This is a genomic window from Paenibacillus sp. FSL M7-1414 (assembly GCF_038003195.1).
In the GTDB taxonomy this organism is placed as follows: Bacteria; Bacillota; Bacilli; order Paenibacillales; family Paenibacillaceae; genus Paenibacillus; species Paenibacillus amylolyticus.
This window is the reverse complement of record NZ_JBBOOS010000001.1, coordinates 2,577,219-2,597,508: the sequence shown is the minus strand read 5'-3', so window position 1 is coordinate 2,597,508 and position 20,290 is coordinate 2,577,219. Positions and strand designations below refer to the sequence as shown.

Here is a 20,290-nt window from a genome sequence, read left to right as displayed (position 1 = left end):
TCGAATGGTGTTTGTCTAGAACATCACCAACCAAGATAGGAGCAACTTTAAGGTGGAGTCTACCATAATGCAAAACTTGTGGAGTGTCGTAAGGAGTATTCTTCTCTCCAATTTATCGAGATCTCGTCTGCGGACCGAGGAAGTAAGTCCGATGTGTTAATGTATTGTTAGACGTCCCTCATCTACTCCTTTAGGTCAGCCCTCAACATCCTATAATTTGATATCACATCCATCAAGAGGTTTGCCACTTTCAATCAGTTTTACCGTTTCAATAATAGCATTCTTTTGAAAATCAGTAAGATTCTCTTCATTCCCATTCCAATTGTTAAGCCACCAAAAGAAGGAACTAATATTTCTATATTCCATAAACAAAGGTATCCTATGGATCCATTCTTGTTCTATGCTATTCTGCTTGATATAACCTTCTAGAAATTCATTTAAGAAGTGCTTTGCAAATTCATGTTCCGATCTCCAAGCCTTATAATGTGAACCCCACCAAACAGCGTGAGTAGCTGCGATTCCAATATCAAGTGCAAACCACCCATACAATGAATCATCAAAATCAAAAACAGTTATCTTCCCTTGATCGATAAGAAAATTATAAGGATGAAAGTCATAATGAATCAGACCGTATGATTCTTTGTTTTTAGGCAGGTTTTTCATTTCCTTTTCAATTGTTCTGAGTTTATTGAGGAGTATTTGATAATTACCAAAATGTAAATGTGAATTGTTTATTTCCGCTACATTCCATTCCATCCTTTTGTTTTTCAAATCGCCAGGATCATAAGATTTTGTCAACCGATGCATTGACCCCATTGTTTCGCCCCATGTTTTAAACAAGCTCTGTCCCCATAATTGTGGATCGCTATCGAAAAAAAGGCCAGGAGCTCCTTCGAACACAGTCGCAATATAGCACTTTTCACAGTCCTTACATACAGCAGTTAATTCACCTTCTATAGTCTGGATTGGCAAAGCTGCATGAATGCCTCTTTCAACTAAATACCGTACCCAATGGACTTCTGCCTTAATATTAAGCTCAAATTCAACTGGTTTTTCAGATAAACGTAAGAAATATTCCTTATTCCCTTTATTAAACCTGTATACTTCATTACAAGAGTTGCTTACGAACTTTAACGTATTAGTATCAAATCCAAATGAATTAGCTGCTTGAGAAAGTATTTCATTACCAACCAAAATGATTCTCCTTTTCTACTTCAATGTTATTTCATTCAAGTGTGAGTTTCGGAGTGTTTCATCGAACGTTCCTGTATTCACTAACCAGCTTACGCAGGGTGTCCAGAGAATGCCGGACCAAGGACGAATGTCCGATACGTGAATATATTGTGATCTGATAGATGTCCTTATTCTGAAAATTCAATCAAAAAAGGATGGCTTTTCTCATCTAATGCATTATGAATTCTGTTATAGAAATTTCCCCATGTTATCATTTGCCCAGCTTCTTCTAAAGTAAAGTAGCCCACCTCTTCACTTTCATCACTGGTAGTTAAAGCTCCTCCAATCGGTTTTCCAGTAAATATATTGTTGCATACGCCTCGCGTTATGTTCTGATACAAACCACAAAATTTAATTAATTCGATGTCAATCCCTGTTTCCTCTTTCACTTCTCGAACTGCTGCCTGCCTAATAGTCTCTCCTTCTTCAACACAACCTTGAGGCATTTCCCAACCTCTTCGACCTTTCATGAGTAAAATCTCATTATGTTCATTGAGAACGATTACACTAGCAGAAACAATAAATTTCATGCCAATTCCTCCTGTTATATTTATTTTTTTTAAAATATATCTTATCTTAGATAGTTCCTATCTTAGGTCCGCTTCAATCGTTTCTTCCAGACTAATAATATAATTAACTGCTTCTTCGAAATTACTTGCAATAAAATCCGCTTCTGTGTTTGACCATTTATGTCTGTATTTATTTAAAGCTTCATTCCCTGCTCCAGTCAAAACTAATATCTTTTTGCATCCAGCATGATGACCTGCTAAAATATCAGACCATCGATCCCCAATTACAATACATTTACTTAAATCTAAATTGTTTTTCTTAGCAGCGTCAAGTAACATTCCTGGGTTCGGTTTGCGGCATTCACATCTCTCAGTATGTTGATGCGGACATATAAAAACATTATCAAAGCCAAATTCTATCATTTCTCTTACAAATGCTTCTTTTGTAGCTTCACCTCTTGAAATACCGGGCTGATTCGTAAATCCATACAGTTTAATTCCAAGTGTTTTTAATTTTTCCAGAGATTTTTTAGTGTATGGAAACAATTCAAATTCCCCTGGATAAAGGACTTCATCTGATCCACCGATCGTTCCATCACGATCAATAAAAACTGCTTCTACATTGAACGCTCTCATAATTAACCTCCAAATTATCGGATTTTGATCATTTATAAATACATCTTCACTAGACTTTCCGATAACGTTTCTGTAATCACCACTCGAAACCAACATTCGGGTTATCTCTTGGAAAACATCTAAGAATTCATTCTAAATCTAGCTAAAGTTTGTCTTCAAGCCACTGTTATTCCTCCCTGCTTCTAACATTAGCGATAATCTCACAAAACGTTCCCGTACTCACGACGTTCATTTTTAAATATGTAATCTGGAGCGCTTCCATAAAATACATTTCCAGTAGACTATGGCTCCTTTAGGAGCCACAGCATAAATATAATGTTATACGGCGGAATCGATTCTCTGATTTGACTAACATATTATTTTCTTCTTCAACTTAGTTTCGAATCTGCTATATGCTCCAATAGATCTCCAGGCTGACATCCCAATGCCGTACATAATTTATCGATTACTTCTAACGATACATACTCATTCGTATTAAGTTTTGCCATCGTTGCCGATGAAATCCCCGTCATTTTCAATAAATCCTGCTTCTTAATCTCCCTGTCAATCAATAATTTTTGAAATGGTTTATAACTTATCATCTGGTATCCCTTCATATCCGAATTGAAGCTTTATATAGCGACCTTCTCAAAAACAACTCCATCAATAATCAATTCTCATTTGATCGGAATCTTTATTTCAAAAGGTTACATGAGCTTTTACCTCAGGACATGCGTAGAACTCTATTTCTTTATGATGACGCAGACCTTTTTGTTCATACAATATTAGAACGTGAAATCTATTTACAGGTGTTAAGGATACTCTTCAATTACATAATGAATTAAATATATCATCCAATTGAGAGCTAGGTGGATAGAAACGTGAATATTATGTTATGTGATGCTACTTCTTCTTTTTTATCTGCAATTATTTATGGATTTGATCTTTGATTTCAGAAATTTGTTTACTTATTAAATCGTAAATTTTTTCGATCTTGTCTTCTTCAACTCTATTCTTCACTAGTTCAGTTTTAATTTCCTTTTGAAGTTCAGTTAGTGCTTCAAGTTTTAAAGTGATGTACCAGCCTGTCCATTCTGTCACTAGGCTATCGTCAAAATATTCCCCATTGGTATGAAAGAACATTCTATAATAGCCTATTCTTTCATTGATGTAGTAAATATCTAATGTAGATATAACTTGCTGAGAATAGAGGCTATCTGCAATCTGATAATCAGGATGAAAAATGGTTTTATGCTCTATCGTATCTATTGAAGCTTTAATATCTTTTATATTGAATTCATTAAAAAACAAATCAATTTCTTCAGGGGATTCTTTTATGTAGTTATTAAATGCTACCCAAAAACCTTTCAAGGTTCGGTCTATGATTTTGTGTGTATCAATCCAGCCTTTTAGCGCTAAATTATCCATTTAAATTCATCCATTCTATAAAGTTTTATGTGATTTTACATAACGTTGTTGTGTTCATGACGTCCCACCACCTTAAAGGAGCATATAACTTCCTTCGGACCAAGGGGCCGACGCCCCTACGTATTAACGTGTTTTCATCTGATTCTACCAACTTCTTTGATAAACTTAAACTGCTATACCATATCTGAAATAAACATGGCTTTAGTTCCTTCTTCTGGCTTAAATCCAAATAATCCATAGAATTTTTCTGCACTATCATAAGATATAAGCACTTTTGTTTTGATATTAGAATATCGACTAAGCATTTGTTCCATCATTCTCTTACCAATTCCTAATGATTGATATTCTTTGTGTACTAACATGTAATGAAAATATACTGTCATCACTCCGTCAGACAATGCATTTATTAAGCCAACTAATTTGGTATCATCCCATGCTGTTATAACCGTATGCGAGTTGTATATTGCTTGTCTCAGATCTTCTGGGAAATCTCCTGATTTCCAGTCCACCGAGTGAAACAGTTCTTGAATTGCGTGTGTATCAATGTCTTTTATTTCTTTGAAAATGATTGTCATAATATTGCTCCTATGGTTGTTGTTTTGATTGGAAGTATTGGACAACGTTTCTATATTCATGAACCCCAAAGGGGATGTTTGCTGAAACTCTTCTCGAAATCCATCCGCAGTCCCAGGCTCCGAAGGAGCAATGCATGAATATTATGTTATAGGACGGAATCGTTTCTCAAATCGACCTTCACTATTTATTTTGCTCCTGGTACGTATTCAATCAAATCAGATAATTTACAATTAAATGTATCGCATAGCTTGAATAAGGTTTCCAGCTTTGTTGTTTCTATATTTGTTTCCCTATAGAGTTTATTGATCGAATTCCGGCTTAAGCCCGATTTTGCCATCAATTCTGTTATATCATCTATTCGATGTTCTGCCATGAGTTCTCGTATATTACACTTGATTATGTTCATCTTTTCCCCTCCGTAATTCTATCTTATCTTTCATATTAGCAATCATCAACAGAACCACTGATAAGAATACGTTTAGATTTGCTCTATACTAAGCTTCTGGAGTGTCATAGAGAGTACACTCAACTTTCTGCTGAGACAGATGAATATTTTAAAACACTTCGTGATGCTTTGCCCGATCAACTTCAACATACAGTTTTTCTTTACGAAGACGCACAAATCTCACTCCAATCCATCCTAGAAAGAAGTATCTACATACAAGGTTTCAAAGATGCCCTACAACTATTTAGTGAATTGCAGAATTCTAGTATTTAGAGGGTTATATGACCCTCTTTTTCTATTGTTTTTGATGCTGTCGTATAACGTCCTGCACGTTCACGAAAATACCCAGCCTTAGATAGCTCTTATCTTAGGCTGAGTCGTGTTTTCTGAGAGTTCTTCCATGATTATACATCTTACAACCGAAGGGTGGTATCCCTACAGCTTGAATACATTGTTATGTGCCGTTACTGCTTCGAAGCATCACCTAAAAACCTTTGATCCAGATTCCAACTCTATTTTTTACTTTGGTATAAAAACTCAACTTCACCATCTAACAAATATCGATATTCAAATAATTGCATTGTTCTTTCCCTAATTCTCTCCCGTATAACCGTGCCTAGGCTTACCGATCCTTTTGATCCAAGGTAACCATTATTAATAAATGTCTTCTCTACAAATTTTGTTTCCTTTAAGTGATACTGTAACCATTCTTTCTGAGATTCGATTAGTGCTTCTCTTGGTTCTCTATCCAACTTAGAACGAAGCTTTTTATATATTTGATTCAACTCTTTATCCCAAATCTCTGTATATTTGCTTTCCAACGCCCCCCATTCCATTGTTGTAATAATCTCTTTTGAATTTTGAGCCTCATTAAATTCCACTTCATAATCATGATCTATAGGATTTCGAAGCATTTCATCATAAAATTCTCCTTTCAATTCATAGTTCCCAATGCTCATGGATAACACTTCATTGTTAGAAGCATCTGATCGACCTTCAGTTATTTCTTTCGGTTCTGTTCCATTACCTGTACTCACTTCATCAGGAGGCAGTTCAGAATTCATTTTTGATTTAGTTTCGCTGTTCAAGGTAGTCGATTGACTACTATTTTGGCAAGATGAAAACACTATTGTAATAAAAACTAATAAGAGTATCTTACCTTTCATAAATTATCTCCTTTAATGGCGCATAATGTTCCTGTATCCACGACCCTCCCACCAACTTAAGCGACCAATTGGAGCGGCCGCGATGCGGCTAGTCGTACGGATGTGTCCGCTGATTCTCTTCCCTGCCGATTGCTTCTTGCAGACCGAGGAGCTTTTAGGCGCCGAAGCACGGATATAATGTTAGAAACTCCCTCAACTTATGCCCTCAAAGTCCTTAATGAGTCCTGTTGCTTTCCCAATATTATTTAGTCCCCATTGAGCATATTCTTTCGCATTCCTATTATTACCTTGAAATTTATGTGTTCTTGCAATTAACAAAACCAGCCTTAAATCAAGTGGAGCTCCAAAATCTTCAATCTTCTTAGATCTAGCTATTATCTCGGCCAATGAAATTGATGTAATCATCCTAGGATCATTAAATTGAGAAAAATAACTCATTCCTTGATCCAAAAATAACTCCGTATTGAAACCATCTTTCACGCTCCATAGTAAAAAATCTCTTCAGCCAATTTGCTTTTTTATTAAGACGTTTTCTGAATTCACAATCATAGGTCGTGATTTCATTTGAAGACTTAAATTCACCAATAGAATTAGGGAGAAAATCTAGATACACCCCCATCTCCATAACACAAGATCCACCGGATTTATATGCCTAAATCACCAGAGTGTAAATAAAGTGATTATCAGTTTTCTTAACAAAATGATGATCGGTTCCCATAAACCCAACCTCATGTAGTTTTGGAACAAAATACACCCTAATTAGCTTTATAAAATCTTTAGTATTCACGTTTTCATATCCTTTGTGAGATTTTCGAAAACGTTGTTTTATTCACAAACCCGAGAGCTTAAAGAGCACCAGCGATTGGGTCGAAGATCTAGCATCATAGGAGTTGTCTGTCTGATACGACTTCCTCGAAATATCTCTGGCAGACCAAGGGGCGTTAACCCCACAGCGTGAATAATTTGCTATCGGATGTCTTAGTTCCATTGAGCAACCTACAGATTCTTTCCATATTCATTAAGTACTTTATTTACAAATTCGGTCTTCCCATCCGTATAAGACTGACGATTTTCTCCATATTTAATAGCAAGTTCTTTCTTTAGATTGGCATATTCGACTACAAATTCGGGATTGCTAATTAATGCATCTCTGAACGATATATGTCTTAATAACTCTTTGCTCTCTTTATTACAAACATATAAATGATGTTCAGGTTTCTGTATTTTTACTATACTATAAGGAACATTTGCATCTTTTCTTGCGAAAGCTTCTCTGTTCTCCACACCCAAATTCCCTTCATGATAGTAACCTAAACTTTCTAATCCTTGAATTACATCTGGAAGCAAGTCCATAGAATCAATTACTACATCAATATCTATAATAGGTTTTGCCGCTAGTCCAGGTGCTGCGGTACTACCAACGTGCTCAATTCTAAGTACTAGATCCCCGAGTCTTTGTTCTATGATGGATTTTAAATCAGAAAACATTTCAGGCCATTCATTGTTGTAATTTTCAATAATTATTGTTTTTTTACTCATCCTTGAGATGCCCCCCAAAAATAAAGTATTTACGAATATTTCAGATAACATTACTGTATCTACGAACCCGAGAGTCTTAAGTGACCGAAGCGAACGGGTCGCCAGACTTATGCTCACAGGGTTGTCAGGCTGTTTTCACTTCCCTGCCATAACTTCGGCCGGGCCTAAGGTGTTAGCACGCAGAGTGAATACGTTGTTATAAGCCCCATCTTCTTCAAATCCCTCAAGCTATCGTTTACTTAAGTGTTTAATATATCTTCCATCTGTTCCGTCTTGAAGCAACTCTAGTAACCCATCTGGTACCAGTTTTACTGTCAAGTTCCCCTTAAAATAATGAAGTGGTTTCCATACTGCTTTATAGGGTTTACTTCCTTCTATTCCATCTATTTCTTCCAAATCGTAAAGTGATCTATTCATAAGTTCAGCCTCATAAATAAAATCATTTTCGTGTCCAATTTGATCCCGATAGTTGAATATATTCTCAATTACACCAATCAAGATAGGTTCTGAAATATCTGCATCAATTTCTTCTTTGACTTCACGAATTACGGTGATTTTACTACTTTCTCCATATTCAACGGTTCCCCCTATAGGTCGATAATAAGTTATGCCTACAGCCTCATCAAAAAACTCTTCTAACAGTAGTTCATCCCCTCTTCGGATAACACAAAGTGAAACTGTTCTAATCATTAATATGTCCTCCCTGCTTCTATGCAATTAGCCCACATAAATATAATTAGAGTTTGTCGTATAAAGTTCCTGTATCCACGACGTCCAACCGACTTAAGGACCCTCAATAGTCCGGCCATGAAACGGTTAGTCAGGGCGGATGTGTCCGCTGATTCTCTTCCCTGCCGATTGCTTCTCGTGGACAGAGGAACTGTCAGGCTCCCAAACGTGGATATAATGTTAGCTGAAGTCAGTTGCTTCTAGGTGTTAGCTCAATCCTTCTCTTACAATTTGCAATAGTTCTTCTTTGTGGTCTGGGTGACATGCAATTAAATAAGGTTCTTCTTTCATTCCATTAAACTTATTTCCTTCAAAATCTATAACAAGCCCCCCTGCTTCCTTAACCATTAAGATACCTGAATACAAGTCATCACCTTCAGAATTGTACAGAACAATTCCATCAATATCTTCTGGCCAACATACACCATTGAAGCGTTGGAGCCCACAATCTTAACATTCGTTTAAATCTATTATCAATGTATTGTCTTAGTTTTACTGCTTGTGGGTCGTTTTGTACTCTGTGACCTTGAATCCAACCTATATTTCCTTTGAAAATATTCGGGTTACTCTTAATTTGTATTTGTCGATTATTGCAGCTTGTCCCTTCACCAATAACAGATACAAATAAACGTTCTGTTAGAGGTTCATAGACCACTCCAAGCACAGGCTCTCTTTTGTACATTAAGGTAATTGATATCGTAAAAACAGGTAAACCAATCGCAAAATTATTAGTTCCGTCTAAAGGATCAATTAACCATAACCAATCGTGCTTAGTTCCGATAAGCCCTGCCTCTTCACTGTGTATCTGATGATTTGGAAATACGTCTTGTATTTGTTTGATGATGATTTCTTCACAGATATGATCTACTTCAGTAACCACATCCCCAAATTCATCTTTAGACCTCAGTTCAACAAAGTTATCAAACTTCTCTTTAGAGATTAAACCTGCTTTGCGAATAATTCTTATTGCAATCTCTTTTGCGGTTTGAATAATCTTACGATCCATTACGCACCTCATATTGATATTGATTTTAACTGATTTCATCTAACATTTTGTGTTCACGACGACCGGGGAATGCCTGATACGTCTGGCTAAATACATTCTTCTGCTTATAGCTTCTATCCGACCAAGGAGCAGTAGCGACGATGCTTGAACATCTGGTTAGGCGATGTCGTTGCCCTCCATGATTACCCTTACATACTGATCCCAATCCTTACCATCTGTATTGATATCTATTGTTGGCACTCTTGAGATTTGAGCTTGATGTCTTAATACATTTTGGATTTTTAATAATTCACTTACCGACGATCTTACTTCTTCTTCTGTTTTATAGATCCATTCTTCTGGTTGTCTACTTTTAATTCTTTCTTCTACGACTTCGGACGAGATTGTAAGCAGAATACACCTGGCACCTAAAGACTCAAGCTGTTCTTCTATTTTATTTATCTCATCCAAATCCGAATCTACAAATGCAGCTCTATGATTTAAGTGAAACCTTTCCAGAACATAAAATAGTCCCCTAGATCCTCTAGATGCAGGACCAAGTTGAATTGCCCATTCGTTAAGTTTCTTTAGCATTTCAACCCGCTCTTTAAGTAACTCAATGTGTCCTTCTCGGGTTAGACTTACATATTCTCCATGTTTATTATTCAAAATTTGAGAATAATGTTCTCCAAGAATAACTACGCTCCGTTCTGAGGATTCTTCTTGTGATTGATAACGTTTAATTGCTTTTAATACTGAAGTCTTCCCGGCATTTGAGTATCCTTCAAGAATTATTCCTCTAATATGCATTTAAATCTCCTTCCACTAGCAATTATGTCGCTTAACGTTTCTATATTCATCGTCCAACGTAGTTCAATGTGTCTGCTGAAGCGCTTCCATCTACAAGACCAAGGCTCCATAGGAGCCGCAGCGTGAATATTATGTTATCTGATGCTGATACTTCTTTTAAATACCCCAATACATTCTTTAGTTTTTAGCTTTCAAAAGATCTTCCCATTCTTCGATTGATAATTTATTTGATATATTCTTTAAGTTTTCAGGGATACTTACAAAACACATTAATTCTAAACTATTTCCATCTGGATCATCTCAACTCTTATCTTTTTCAATCCAGAAGAAAGCTGTATCTTCATCTCTCCAGGCCAGCTCTAATCCTAATTTAGAATAAAATTCGATTGATTGATGTAAGTTACTCACTGGTAAATGTGCTTCATATAACCCAAGTATCATGTTTTCTCCTTTCAATCTTGCCAGTTTCAGATAACGTTTTGTATTGGCGATGTCCCGACGGGATTTGGGGCTGGATGTGGTCACTCGCTTCTCAAGGTGATTAAGATCGTTAATATATTGTTAGCCAAATGAATTTCTGGAAGCAGCCATTGTATTTAAAGCGTTCTCAAAATAGCTATATACTTCATCTGCGATTTCCAGAAACTCTTCAGCAGATACATCGCTATCCAAGTAACAAGCATACAGATACTCAACTAAAGCGGAGTCAATATCGCAATAGTTTAATATGGCATTCTTCATCTTAATGATTTCATCTTCCCATACCCCTGTATCTTCTAAAACCAAAGAGTATAATGCACGAATTAATCTCTTAGAGTAACCTTTAATATATCTAGTTTTCATTGAATGATCATTAACATTAGAAAGTGAACGATGTACACGATCCACTTCCTCCTTGGTATCTGTATTTAAGTCTACAATGAATTCTGGAGAAATTATGATCGGAGGTACTTTTTCACCAATGTCCTCCCCATGTATGCAAACACAAATGATCTTAATCCAAAAACCCCAATCATTCGGTCTACTTAATACATCATCAATTGAGCAAATGATCGTATCCATCTTAGTGACGAATGGATATTCTTCCAAAAGCCTGTCTTTAATCATTGACAATCTTTCGTAATCAATATCTTCGGGATTTGCACATACAATAGTAAAGTCTGCATCGGACTTAAAAGGTTTAGCTGTTCCTTTTGGAATCGAGCCACACATATAAATGCTATGAATCTTATCTTTGAATTCGTTAAGAATATGATCCACATACTTATCAACCAAATCCTTATATTCACTTTGTATGGTAATTTTATTTATAACTTTTTCTAATATCATATAGACTCCTCCTAAAATAAGAACTTCTTTCAGCTAACGTTGTTGTATTCCTGACGTTCAAGCAGCTTACCGTAGGGAACGAGTTAATAGACTTAGCTGATTGAATGTGTCGCCTTAATCAACTTCTCCGATATCCTTCTTGGCGACCGAGGAGCAAGTGCGACGGTGTATGAATGTACTGTTAGATAAAGTAACCTTGAGTTACCCACAAAATCTTTCTAGACTTACAGCAACACCGTTTTCATCATTATTAACGGTTATTTCATCAGCGATTTCCTTCAATTCCCTAATCGCATTTCCCATAGCAATAGAATATCCCGCCATCTTAAAGAGGCCTACATCATTATGATCATCACCAAATACAATAACGGAATCCAATTCTACATTATATAATTCACAGAGTTTAGTAATTGCCATTTCCTTAGATGCCAGAAGAGGCATGATTTGTACTAATTTATTATTATCCGTAATTAGTATATTCACTCTACCCTCGAATTTTTCAAACAATCCAGAATTGTGATTATTGCCAGTCAGAAGTATCTTCGTAGCATCATATTGCTTTAATTCTTTTAAGGGTTTTACTATGGGGTTTGATTGTGTGTTCATTGAGCTCATATAATCAAGCTCTCTTAAACTAAACCACTCATCCTTCACTTCCATAGTCAGCTCAATTTGAGAGTCACACTTCAAACAGTAATCAAGAATTTCTGTAGTTACATGAGCAGGGATTGATTCATTAATTTCTATCTTGGTTTCCTTACATATCACTTGAGCTCCGTTGTAATATACAAAAGCCCCGATATCTACTAATCCTTGTGGAAGCAACCAATTAACCGCCCTGGGCGGTCGAGCTGTTGCAAATATTATTCTCATTCCTTTCTGATAACAGGATAAGACCGCATCTACGTTTCTTTTAGATACTTCTTTTTTTGAATTTAATAATGTTCCGTCCAAGTCAAGAACTACCGTTGAATACTTCAATGAATCAACTCCCGATATAAACTTCTTCGTTATTTTATCTACCGTTGTTGTATTCACGAACCCGAGAGACTTAAAGGAGCGACTGGGTCGAAGACTTATCCTCACAGGAGTTGTCTGCTGGATACTACTTCCTCGAACCCCACTGGCAGACCAAGGGGCGTAGCCCCAGCGTGAATCCGGTGTGAGCAAGATTTCAGGGGCTTCTTCGATTCAATGTGCTTGGTTCATTAAGATTGAGATATATTCTTCATCTTTAAGCCTTGTCACCTTACATTTCTCATTGCATTCAAATTCTACTATTCTCTCTTCAATTGTTTTATTAGTACTATCTTTAAATATGTCCTCTCGATCATAGTGAGGAAAAATAAGCTTGTCAGTTACACCTAATGCCTTAAAATCCGTTAAATTCATTGTGTTCATCTGTGGAGTAAATAAATCGACAATGTTAATATTCGGCCCCAGTAATAACGTTCCTGCACTTACTCCAACTATAATTACATTCTGTGCCGCCAGTGTTTTGATAATTTCATCAGCACCACTTTTCTTAGCGTAATACAGTAATGTAAATGGATTTCCACCATTGATATATATAACATCTCTATGTAAGAGAATTTGCGGGTCATCAAATTCAATATCTACAAAATTGATATGCTGAAATCCCATGTCCTTAAACTCTTGCATCGCTCTTAGTGCATATCTATTAGTTTCTTTTCTAGGGGATGCTGTTGTAATAATTGAGACTTTTAATTGAGAAATATCTCCATCAATAAAATCCAGAAATTGATTTTTAATATCTTCAGTATAAAAACCACAAGAGGTTAGTAACAAGCTACTCATTGAAATCCCCGTCCTTTAATAATAATTTATCTAATCTTAATAATTTAGTTAAGCATTCCCTTGGTTTCTGCTAACGTCCCTGTATTCAGGACGCGGCGTATGCTGAGTGTCCGTCAAATGCCGGACGAAGGACGACTGTCCGCAGCATGAATATTATGTTAAGTGATGTCGGCGCGCTTCTTTGAGTTCTCATTTAAAATCGCCCTTAGATCCCTATCCTAATGCCTTTCCATAGCACCTTCTTGAAGTAAATCCAATTCATAAATATTTTGGGTTTTATGTTCAGTCATTTGAACTTTAGAGTAAGTTTTCCTTTATAGGTATCAAAGCTAACTGTCCCGCTCGTCCATTCTGGAGCAGAGTAATCAAAAATATCTTTTTGGGAAAGATATAAGTCATGTGGTTCTTCTATCACAACTTCCTTAGTTGTTAACTCCGTTAAGAATAAACCCCAAAACTTCGTTTGGTAGACACGATACTGTGTAATGCCTTGATCCAGCAGATTAGCTCGATGTTCAACTATAACTTCACTATAATGTCCAGGGCCAGGGATATGCAGATGTTCGTATCGGTATGGATCAAATACTGGAGCAAGTGAATACTTAATCAAAAGAAGAGAAGAAAAAACAACCAAAACAACAAACAGAATTAGCTTTTTTCCTTTACTTTTATAGCCCAACCAAAGAAATAAAATGATGTGTAGTACGATAGGAATTACAACGTTACTTTTTTTGAATATAGTAATATCATAATTGATAATAGATGAAAATAACCAAATTATATCTATTATCACTATTATCAAGATAAATTTCTTTCGAAGTTTCAGGAGGGAATTGTTCATGTTTATATATATTCCTTTCGCTTCAGTGCTTTAATGAAGCCATTTCTGATTGTTACAAGGTAACCTGGAGGAAATGGGTCGGCATCATACAAAAACTTGCTTTGAAGAAAAGTTTAGACATTTGGGAACTGGAACCAACCAAACGATCTCCTTAACTGATCTATATCACTTTTATTTCCATTCAGGTGTTGTTATCTATTCCTTCGATTTGATAAAGTTTTTAGCATTCTGCTGAATTTCACCTTACGTTCCTGTATTCACGACTCGACACATGTCGAGTGTACGGCGGATGCCGGGCCAAGGGCTGACGCCCGTAGCGTGAATGTTATGTTATGTTATGGATCAGTCGTCTTCGAATCTGCCTTCACTCCTAAGACTTTATTCTAATTCTATCTAAATACTTCTACTCTTTTAGTCATGAAATCATTAAAAGCATCAGTATGTTGCTGATTAAATAAATCAGGCATTTCATCAGGATTAAAGAATTGAAGTTCTATACTTTCTTCATTACTACTAATCAGTTGTCCGTTAAAATGCATCCCTGATAAAAAAAAGAGATCGTTTGTGCCTTTTGTAAACAAGTCCACTTAATCCTATTTTCCATCTGATTTGAATTTGATAGTTTTAGCGATTTACAATTAACAATAAACCTTTATTTTCTTGTGTGATTATTATTTCTCTATTTTTTACGGATATCTCTCACTTCATTAATTAACACATCTAATCTTTCAATAATTCTTTTATCATTTTCAAGTTTCTTTTTTAATCTCCCATCTATAATTGCTACTCCCATAACAATAATTATAAGCAGGATCAAAATTAGCACCTTGATCACTTCCCCCTCTAGCAACAGAACGTTGCAATTGAATTAACTCTATAATTAGATAATATATACTTTTTCTTTTTACAGTTTTAATCATTTTTCAATCTTACAGATAACGTTCTTGTATTCACGAACCCTCACTGGCTTAAGGGCTACAGCCGGGTCTGACGGACTTAGCTAGTGCAGGGTTGTCCGGCTGCTCCCAATTCCCCTGCCTGACCCAGGGCCGAATGGCCTGAGGCGTGAATATATTGTTATACGCAGTGCCCTCTTCTGTGACTAAGCTATGGGCTATCTGTTATTTAGCTTTTCCAATAATTCTACCTCCTCTTCCTCTGAAAGTTGTTCTTCCGCTCTTGTTTTTGTTTCATCTATCTTTCGTACTTTTAATCCTCTTTTTATGAGCCATTCTTCACCAGGTTTCATGGTAGTTGCTGGATGTGGATATACATCCTCACTTATAATTTCCTCATCAATTATGTAAATGTATCCACATAACTTACCATTATGAAATCTTGCGCCATTCTCATCAAAAGAAACAATAGATGGTTTCTGCGAAAAGATTCTTGCTAACTCTCGATCTTGGGTTATTGTGCTTCCGACTAGTAATTCATTTAGAAATAATGGCGAGCCATGAAACCAAGGCTTACTGTAGTCCCATTCTTTCATAATTATCACCTTCAATTAAGTTTTATTATGTTTCTTCTTTTATTGTTCTTTAGTTTCTTCTTAATTTTAGGGTATTGCGTATAACGTTGCGCATTTCTGACGTCCAAACGGCTTAAGGACCGGAGGTCCGGGTGGCTTTGCCACTTAGCTGGTTGGATGTGTCCGAAATCCCTCTTGAAGACCGAGGAGCGTCAGCGACGAAGCAAAAATGCATTGTTATACGCTGCCCCTTTTTCTTCGATTCCACATCCTTATATGTCTTGTGTGTTTTATGTATTTAATATGTCTTTACGTGTTTTATCTTTTGGTTCTATCTTTTGGTTCTATCTTTTGCTCCTATCAAATCCGTTTCCGCATAGGAAAGATCCCCTCATTTACTCTCGTACGCCTTCAGCAGTATCAACTTTGGTTTGTGTAGTAACTTCATCCAATGAACGCTAGCCTTATAAGAGGCTCGTGTTCATTGGATCGGAGATTTGTCGATGACTTCATTCAGATTCCTGCTCACGTTGGACACCCCTGCCTTAAGCTATGGCTTACTTCTAACCTCACCATTCGAGACTTAATCCTTGATATAGAATGGATGCTGAACGCAAGAGGATTGTTGTCCTCCCTTTAATTCGCAATAGACAAATATGTATTAATGACATGCACAATACCAAAAAGTACTGTTGGTATAATAGCCAGATAATTTTGAAGCCAAATCTCAGCTAATATAAAATATACTACCGGGAGAACGGCCATCCCCAAAAAAATAATCGAGTTTGCGTTGCCTGTAAAATACAATATCCATAGCCCATAATAAAAAATCAACATTATTACCATACCAATTATATACGGACATCGCATTTCAGATGCTTGTTTTCTTACAACGAATATCAGAAGAAAGAAAAATATCGCCTGACTTCCGTGCTCCAAAACATCTAAAATCAAATAGCTATTTGCATTGTTTCCTGATATATCTGACGCAGGAATTAAAAAATAAAATATATTTGGTATCATTGGCAATAAAAAGATGATCAGACCCTTCCATGAAAAACCAAAATGATAATTCATTCGATCCTCTCTTTCGCATAATAGAAATATTCTTTAGTTTGCACTTTATTATGAATCCGCTTCACTGGTATTCCTCTTGATGACCAAGGAGCATAACTAACGATGTGGAAATTTATTGTTATATGGTACACCTTCTAATATTCCGTTCATCCTGGTTTTCAACTGCTACGTTGTAAATGTATTCTTTCACCTATATTTATTATTTGTTATTAATTGGTTGCATGATTTAACATTCTTAAGGGGTTGCGTATAACGTTCTGTATTCACGAACTTGCGCAGCAAGTTGTCACATGAATCAACTCCCCTGCCAAAAACATCATTGTGACCAAGGGGTAACCGCAGCTTAAATATGGTGTTATATGATTTCAGCGTCTTCTTCGATATAATTACAAAAGCATTCTATTTTCCCTGATGTTTAAATATATTTTTTAATTCAAGTAAGTCGTCAATAATAAAATCCGCTTGTGCAAGCTCCCCTTCTTGGGCAAAATCAAATCGACAACCAATAGCCTTCAACCCATTGTTTTTTGCGGCATTGAAATCAGAAATCCTGTCCCCAACTACAGTTGCATTGCTGATGTGATGTTTTTTAAGAATATGACCGACTAAGTCATCCTTATTTTGAGTTCCTATTTGTTGGATGCTATAAGTTTCTGCCACCCACTTATCTAATTTGTAGCAGTTAACGATGGCATTAAGGTATTCGTTTAGTCCATTACTTGCAATAAAAATGAAATAGCCTTCATGTTTCAAGTAATTAAAAATTTCTTTGACATGCGGATACAGGGCGCCATTGCCATTATTAATATTTGCAATTAGCTTCTCTAGGAAGATCTCGTCCACAATTCGTCTGATTTCATTTGAATGGTTCGGCAATAACGTTTCCCAAACTACTGGTAGAGCAACACCCATTATTTCACGATATTTTTGAGTTGGAGTCTCACTCGACCATTCATTTAGAGACCTCAAGATAGTAAATGTTTCTTCTAACGATAGCTCTAAGATTTTGTTTGTTTGAAATAGTGTACCATCCATATCGAAAATAACCGCTTCCAGCATGATTTCACTCCTATTCAAAATAAAATAATGAATTGTTATACTGTTTTTACGCTGATCACCTATAAAGTTCTGTATTCACGACGTCCCACCGAATTAAGGCTCCGTCAAAAGACGGCCGCGATGCGGTTAGTCGGTGCGGATGTGTCCGCCAGATTCCACTTCCCTGCCAATTCCCTTCGGGCTGACCGAGGGAGCGTCAGGACCCAAAGCTTGGATATAATGTTACCTGACGTAAACCTCTACTGTGAATTAGCTATAATCTTCTTTGTTAAGTTAAACTCATGACGGCATTCATAGTAATAACTTTTGAGTTTATATCCCCCAGATTTAAATACAGGCTTATGTTGATACCACACTATAATTAGCGTTCCTTCAAAAAGGATTCTACGAAGGATATAAACTATTCTGTTAAAGAGAACGCTTCTATTTTGAGCAAATTTATGAAGTGTTTCAGATTGAAACTGAACATGTTTCTCCTCATCACTTAAAATCTGATTACATAAATCTATTAATACTTCTGACTTTGTAGATTTTTGCAAAGCTTTATAGTACAACTTAGCAATGATCTCAGCAGTTAATAGAACAATGACTGATTGTTCTAAACTCGCATATCGACGTAATCTTCTAAATACATTGTCCACCCAATGTCTACGAAGGAGTGGGATTCCCTGTACCTTCATAAATCTGCCTAGATCTCTAGCGTGCCTTTGTTCTTCTTTAATGAACTCTATAAGCGCTTCATAGTAATCCTGATCTTGTGTCTGATGTACATATTCTTGTGCACGTTTAATTAGATATTTACCTTCAGAGTTTTCTCCTAATTGAAACTGTTGAATTGACTTAATGATTATTTCTCTTTCATTAGTTGTTAATTTATAGTTGTCATCCCAATGAATATATTTGAGATTTTGATTATTTCTTCGATAATATTGCACCCATTTCGAGAAAGTGATATTCATTATTTGCTCCTAAAATGTAATAGGTTTATGTCAGATAACGTTTCTGTATTCATGAACCCTGAAGGGGTCGGCTGCTGAAATCCCTCTTCGAAATCCACCTCGCAGACCAGGCTCCGAAGGGCCGCTGCTTGAATATTATGTTAGGCGATGCCAGCCTAAATTTCCCCTCACAATTAATTCCTTGTCCATGTTGCCCGGGTATATCCAATTCTCATACCCACTCTTTCCATATTCCGATGGCTTTGCGAGCCAAATGAGCACTGACTAACAACGAGATTACAATTGTTGTAGGTATCATGAATTCGTCTAAGTAATAAATTTGTTTGAAATCCTTTATTTCGATATTCAGGTAGTGTTGTCGCAAATGTTAATGAAGCAACATTGTTCTCTATATACATTACAGCTACTGCAACTGGATAGCCCTGATCCAACCCCAAATAATAGTGCCATCCAGGACGGGAAAACAGTACTCGGTTATTTGCAGCTACGTGTTCTTTCCCATCAAGAGATAATCCTGTACCTAAACAATGAATTTCTGCATATGTATCGAACTCATCTTCAAGTAGTTCACGAATTTCCAGTTTATGATGATCAAACGAATTTAGATTTCCAGGTTCACAAAAAAGCGTTGTATGAAATCCTGATTGATAAAAGCCTATATTATGGAGTTTTTTCATGACTTCTTGATTTATATTACCCGGGATGACTTGAATCTCAAAATTCCTTTCCCGCTCATTATAAAAGTCTAAGATATCTTCAATGACATCTTCAGAAATCCTTCCCTTTACATTATTAAAAAGACCCCATGGCATGGTTTTACTATAAAACGCCGTGCTCTCCCCGAATCGTTTTATTTCAATTCCCTCAGGGTTTCCTTCTCGTTCTCTGATTGCAGTCATTCGATCAACCATATAATTAATTTCAGATTTTTCTAAAATATCCGCTAGTTCCAAATTCAATATCATTCAATTTATCCCCTTCCTTGATCCGCATACAATTATACAATTACTTCTGGGTGGTTTCGCCTAACGTTCCTGTATTCACGACCCAGCATATGCTGGGTGTCCGGCGAATGCCGGACCAAGGACGTATGTCCGCAGCGTGAATATTATGTTAGACGAAGTAGACTGTAGGCTCACATACTAAGAGCCTCCCTCATAAATTGGTTTGGAAATTTTTTTAGCTTTACTAAGGGAGTCGCGTTGTTCATTTTATTTAATTCGATGATGTTCATTTCTTGTATGGGTAAATAGTCTTCAATCATGAATTCAGTCATTTTAACCATGTCTATCATTGATCCAATGACGCTTCTATCATACGTTTTGATGAACTTAATGCTGTTTGCATGACTGATATAGTTGTTAATTAAAAGTCCAGAGATTCCTTCTGCTTTTAAATTTTCTATCAGTGCATGGAGAAATATCTCTTTAAAGTTTTTATAGTGCTCTTTTCTTATTCCAAACAAAATAAAGCAATACCTTGTCTTATTATTCATAATAATTAAATTATTCTTTTTAGCCATTCGAAATACATTGGCATGCCACTTGTAGAGTTCGTCCTCTAATTCGTTGTCTGGTTCTTCGACAAAAGAACTAGCATCAAATAGCTTCTTGGTACATGAGATTGTTATCATATATATATGTCCTTTCACAGTCTATTTCGTCTAACGTTCCTGTATTCACGACTCGACGCATGTCGAGT

At 36.3% G+C, this 20,290-nt stretch carries 27 protein-coding genes and 1 pseudogene; 1 reads left to right on the top strand and 27 read right to left on the bottom strand.

Annotation, left to right across the window (positions count from 1 at the left end):
* Positions 1–210: 210 nt before the first annotated feature.
* The 7 genes from MHH92_RS11865 to MHH92_RS11835 form a co-directional block, all read right to left on the bottom strand.
* Positions 211–1,194: a phosphotransferase enzyme family protein gene (locus tag MHH92_RS11865; protein WP_340903842.1), complete on the bottom strand. Its 984-nt coding sequence runs from the start codon at positions 1,192–1,194 to the stop codon at positions 211–213.
* A 167-nt stretch (positions 1,195–1,361) separates the two neighbouring features.
* Complete coding sequence (locus MHH92_RS11860; protein ID WP_076216307.1) at positions 1,362–1,763, bottom strand: NUDIX hydrolase; 402 nt, start codon at positions 1,761–1,763, stop codon at positions 1,362–1,364.
* A 57-nt stretch (positions 1,764–1,820) separates the two neighbouring features.
* Complete coding sequence (locus tag MHH92_RS11855; RefSeq protein ID WP_340903840.1) at positions 1,821–2,378, bottom strand: HAD-IIIA family hydrolase; 558 nt, start codon at positions 2,376–2,378, stop codon at positions 1,821–1,823.
* A 368-nt stretch (positions 2,379–2,746) separates the two neighbouring features.
* The gene (locus MHH92_RS11850; RefSeq protein WP_017689032.1) at positions 2,747–2,959 is read right to left on the bottom strand and encodes a helix-turn-helix domain-containing protein; all 213 of its coding nucleotides are present in this window, start codon (positions 2,957–2,959) and stop codon (positions 2,747–2,749) included.
* A gap of 325 nt (positions 2,960–3,284) precedes the next feature.
* Positions 3,285–3,785: a hypothetical protein gene (locus tag MHH92_RS11845; RefSeq protein ID WP_340903839.1), complete on the bottom strand. Its 501-nt coding sequence runs from the start codon at positions 3,783–3,785 to the stop codon at positions 3,285–3,287.
* Positions 3,786–3,958: 173 nt separating this feature from the next.
* Complete coding sequence (locus tag MHH92_RS11840) at positions 3,959–4,360, bottom strand: GNAT family N-acetyltransferase (protein ID WP_340903838.1); 402 nt, start codon at positions 4,358–4,360, stop codon at positions 3,959–3,961.
* Positions 4,361–4,545: 185 nt separating this feature from the next.
* On the bottom strand, positions 4,546–4,767 hold the full coding sequence (locus MHH92_RS11835) for a helix-turn-helix domain-containing protein (protein ID WP_174806439.1): 222 nt from the start codon (positions 4,765–4,767) through the stop codon (positions 4,546–4,548).
* A 57-nt stretch (positions 4,768–4,824) separates the two neighbouring features.
* Here MHH92_RS11835 and MHH92_RS11830 point away from each other — a divergent pair, with 57 nt between their 5' ends.
* The gene (locus tag MHH92_RS11830; protein WP_340907665.1) at positions 4,825–5,079 is read left to right on the top strand and encodes a DUF6809 family protein; all 255 of its coding nucleotides are present in this window, start codon (positions 4,825–4,827) and stop codon (positions 5,077–5,079) included.
* 239 nt (positions 5,080–5,318) lie between these two features.
* Here the strand turns inward: MHH92_RS11830 and MHH92_RS11825 are convergent, their stop codons facing one another.
* The 20 genes and pseudogenes from MHH92_RS11825 to MHH92_RS11730 all read right to left on the bottom strand — a co-directional run bounded on the left by MHH92_RS11825 (position 5,319) and on the right by MHH92_RS11730 (position 20,222).
* Positions 5,319–5,972 carry a lysozyme inhibitor LprI family protein gene (locus MHH92_RS11825; RefSeq protein ID WP_340903837.1) on the bottom strand — a complete coding sequence of 218 codons (654 nt, stop codon included), beginning with the start codon at positions 5,970–5,972 and terminating at the stop codon, positions 5,319–5,321.
* 192 nt (positions 5,973–6,164) lie between these two features.
* On the bottom strand, positions 6,165–6,422 hold the full coding sequence (locus tag MHH92_RS11820) for a hypothetical protein (RefSeq protein ID WP_340903835.1): 258 nt from the start codon (positions 6,420–6,422) through the stop codon (positions 6,165–6,167).
* A 546-nt stretch (positions 6,423–6,968) separates the two neighbouring features.
* Positions 6,969–7,511 carry a GrpB family protein gene (locus MHH92_RS11815; RefSeq protein ID WP_340903832.1) on the bottom strand — a complete coding sequence of 181 codons (543 nt, stop codon included), beginning with the start codon at positions 7,509–7,511 and terminating at the stop codon, positions 6,969–6,971.
* A gap of 228 nt (positions 7,512–7,739) precedes the next feature.
* A complete protein-coding gene (locus MHH92_RS11810) occupies positions 7,740–8,201 on the bottom strand; it encodes an NUDIX hydrolase (RefSeq protein WP_047842557.1) in 462 nt (153 codons plus the stop codon).
* A 246-nt stretch (positions 8,202–8,447) separates the two neighbouring features.
* Positions 8,448–8,606, bottom strand: a complete 159-nt coding sequence (locus MHH92_RS11805) for a hypothetical protein (RefSeq protein WP_340029841.1) — start codon at positions 8,604–8,606, stop codon at positions 8,448–8,450.
* A 34-nt stretch (positions 8,607–8,640) separates the two neighbouring features.
* Positions 8,641–9,246 (bottom strand): inositol monophosphatase family protein, encoded by a 606-nt coding sequence (locus MHH92_RS11800; protein WP_340029842.1) that lies wholly within the window; start codon positions 9,244–9,246, stop codon positions 8,641–8,643.
* Positions 9,247–9,402: 156 nt separating this feature from the next.
* Complete coding sequence (locus MHH92_RS11795; protein ID WP_340903830.1) at positions 9,403–10,035, bottom strand: hypothetical protein; 633 nt, start codon at positions 10,033–10,035, stop codon at positions 9,403–9,405.
* Positions 10,036–10,212: 177 nt separating this feature from the next.
* Positions 10,213–10,476, bottom strand: a pseudogene (locus MHH92_RS11790) (hypothetical protein).
* A gap of 120 nt (positions 10,477–10,596) precedes the next feature.
* The gene (locus MHH92_RS11785) at positions 10,597–11,364 is read right to left on the bottom strand and encodes a nucleotidyltransferase domain-containing protein (protein ID WP_340903829.1); all 768 of its coding nucleotides are present in this window, start codon (positions 11,362–11,364) and stop codon (positions 10,597–10,599) included.
* Positions 11,365–11,565: 201 nt separating this feature from the next.
* Complete coding sequence (locus MHH92_RS11780; protein WP_340903828.1) at positions 11,566–12,345, bottom strand: Cof-type HAD-IIB family hydrolase; 780 nt, start codon at positions 12,343–12,345, stop codon at positions 11,566–11,568.
* Between the two features lie 210 nt (positions 12,346–12,555).
* Positions 12,556–13,182 (bottom strand): Type 1 glutamine amidotransferase-like domain-containing protein, encoded by a 627-nt coding sequence (locus MHH92_RS11775; protein ID WP_340903825.1) that lies wholly within the window; start codon positions 13,180–13,182, stop codon positions 12,556–12,558.
* A gap of 286 nt (positions 13,183–13,468) precedes the next feature.
* Positions 13,469–14,023, bottom strand: a complete 555-nt coding sequence (locus MHH92_RS11770; RefSeq protein WP_340903824.1) for a hypothetical protein — start codon at positions 14,021–14,023, stop codon at positions 13,469–13,471.
* A 389-nt stretch (positions 14,024–14,412) separates the two neighbouring features.
* Entirely contained in the window at positions 14,413–14,604 is a 192-nt protein-coding gene (locus MHH92_RS11765) for a hypothetical protein (protein ID WP_340903823.1), read from the bottom strand.
* A 98-nt stretch (positions 14,605–14,702) separates the two neighbouring features.
* Complete coding sequence (locus tag MHH92_RS11760) at positions 14,703–14,849, bottom strand: hypothetical protein (protein ID WP_156946107.1); 147 nt, start codon at positions 14,847–14,849, stop codon at positions 14,703–14,705.
* 288 nt (positions 14,850–15,137) lie between these two features.
* Positions 15,138–15,515 carry a hypothetical protein gene (locus MHH92_RS11755; protein ID WP_338708527.1) on the bottom strand — a complete coding sequence of 126 codons (378 nt, stop codon included), beginning with the start codon at positions 15,513–15,515 and terminating at the stop codon, positions 15,138–15,140.
* 615 nt (positions 15,516–16,130) lie between these two features.
* The gene (locus MHH92_RS11750; protein ID WP_340903819.1) at positions 16,131–16,571 is read right to left on the bottom strand and encodes a hypothetical protein; all 441 of its coding nucleotides are present in this window, start codon (positions 16,569–16,571) and stop codon (positions 16,131–16,133) included.
* Between the two features lie 399 nt (positions 16,572–16,970).
* Positions 16,971–17,630 carry an HAD hydrolase-like protein gene (locus MHH92_RS11745; RefSeq protein ID WP_340903818.1) on the bottom strand — a complete coding sequence of 220 codons (660 nt, stop codon included), beginning with the start codon at positions 17,628–17,630 and terminating at the stop codon, positions 16,971–16,973.
* Positions 17,631–17,869: 239 nt separating this feature from the next.
* Positions 17,870–18,589: a ferritin-like domain-containing protein gene (locus MHH92_RS11740; RefSeq protein ID WP_076249764.1), complete on the bottom strand. Its 720-nt coding sequence runs from the start codon at positions 18,587–18,589 to the stop codon at positions 17,870–17,872.
* Positions 18,590–18,762: 173 nt separating this feature from the next.
* The gene (locus MHH92_RS11735) at positions 18,763–19,554 is read right to left on the bottom strand and encodes a GNAT family N-acetyltransferase (protein ID WP_083684238.1); all 792 of its coding nucleotides are present in this window, start codon (positions 19,552–19,554) and stop codon (positions 18,763–18,765) included.
* A 170-nt stretch (positions 19,555–19,724) separates the two neighbouring features.
* On the bottom strand, positions 19,725–20,222 hold the full coding sequence (locus tag MHH92_RS11730; RefSeq protein WP_340903815.1) for a DUF6933 domain-containing protein: 498 nt from the start codon (positions 20,220–20,222) through the stop codon (positions 19,725–19,727).
* Between the last annotated feature and the right edge of the window lie 68 nt (positions 20,223–20,290).

Coding starts and splice junctions, on each gene's coding strand:
- MHH92_RS11840 (WP_340903838.1), bottom strand. CDS start 4,360: ATGACAATCATTTTCAAAGAAATAAAAGACATTGATACACACGCAATT.
- MHH92_RS11755 (WP_338708527.1), bottom strand. CDS start 15,515: ATGAAAGAATGGGACTACAGTAAGCCTTGGTTTCATGGCTCGCCATTA.
- MHH92_RS11845 (WP_340903839.1), bottom strand. CDS start 3,785: ATGGATAATTTAGCGCTAAAAGGCTGGATTGATACACACAAAATCATA.
- MHH92_RS11860 (WP_076216307.1), bottom strand. CDS start 1,763: ATGAAATTTATTGTTTCTGCTAGTGTAATCGTTCTCAATGAACATAAT.
- MHH92_RS11825 (WP_340903837.1), bottom strand. CDS start 5,972: ATGAAAGGTAAGATACTCTTATTAGTTTTTATTACAATAGTGTTTTCA.
- MHH92_RS11785 (WP_340903829.1), bottom strand. CDS start 11,364: ATGATATTAGAAAAAGTTATAAATAAAATTACCATACAAAGTGAATAT.
- MHH92_RS11735 (WP_083684238.1), bottom strand. CDS start 19,554: ATGATATTGAATTTGGAACTAGCGGATATTTTAGAAAAATCTGAAATT.
- MHH92_RS11795 (WP_340903830.1), bottom strand. CDS start 10,035: ATGCATATTAGAGGAATAATTCTTGAAGGATACTCAAATGCCGGGAAG.
- MHH92_RS11740 (WP_076249764.1), bottom strand. CDS start 18,589: ATGAATATCACTTTCTCGAAATGGGTGCAATATTATCGAAGAAATAAT.
- MHH92_RS11800 (WP_340029842.1), bottom strand. CDS start 9,246: ATGGATCGTAAGATTATTCAAACCGCAAAAGAGATTGCAATAAGAATT.
- MHH92_RS11810 (WP_047842557.1), bottom strand. CDS start 8,201: ATGATTAGAACAGTTTCACTTTGTGTTATCCGAAGAGGGGATGAACTA.
- MHH92_RS11855 (WP_340903840.1), bottom strand. CDS start 2,378: ATGAGAGCGTTCAATGTAGAAGCAGTTTTTATTGATCGTGATGGAACG.
- MHH92_RS11745 (WP_340903818.1), bottom strand. CDS start 17,630: ATGCTGGAAGCGGTTATTTTCGATATGGATGGTACACTATTTCAAACA.
- MHH92_RS11850 (WP_017689032.1), bottom strand. CDS start 2,959: ATGATAAGTTATAAACCATTTCAAAAATTATTGATTGACAGGGAGATT.
- MHH92_RS11815 (WP_340903832.1), bottom strand. CDS start 7,511: ATGAGTAAAAAAACAATAATTATTGAAAATTACAACAATGAATGGCCT.
- MHH92_RS11750 (WP_340903819.1), bottom strand. CDS start 16,571: ATGAATTATCATTTTGGTTTTTCATGGAAGGGTCTGATCATCTTTTTA.
- MHH92_RS11835 (WP_174806439.1), bottom strand. CDS start 4,767: ATGAACATAATCAAGTGTAATATACGAGAACTCATGGCAGAACATCGA.
- MHH92_RS11730 (WP_340903815.1), bottom strand. CDS start 20,222: ATGATAACAATCTCATGTACCAAGAAGCTATTTGATGCTAGTTCTTTT.
- MHH92_RS11770 (WP_340903824.1), bottom strand. CDS start 14,023: ATGAACAATTCCCTCCTGAAACTTCGAAAGAAATTTATCTTGATAATA.
- MHH92_RS11775 (WP_340903825.1), bottom strand. CDS start 13,182: ATGAGTAGCTTGTTACTAACCTCTTGTGGTTTTTATACTGAAGATATT.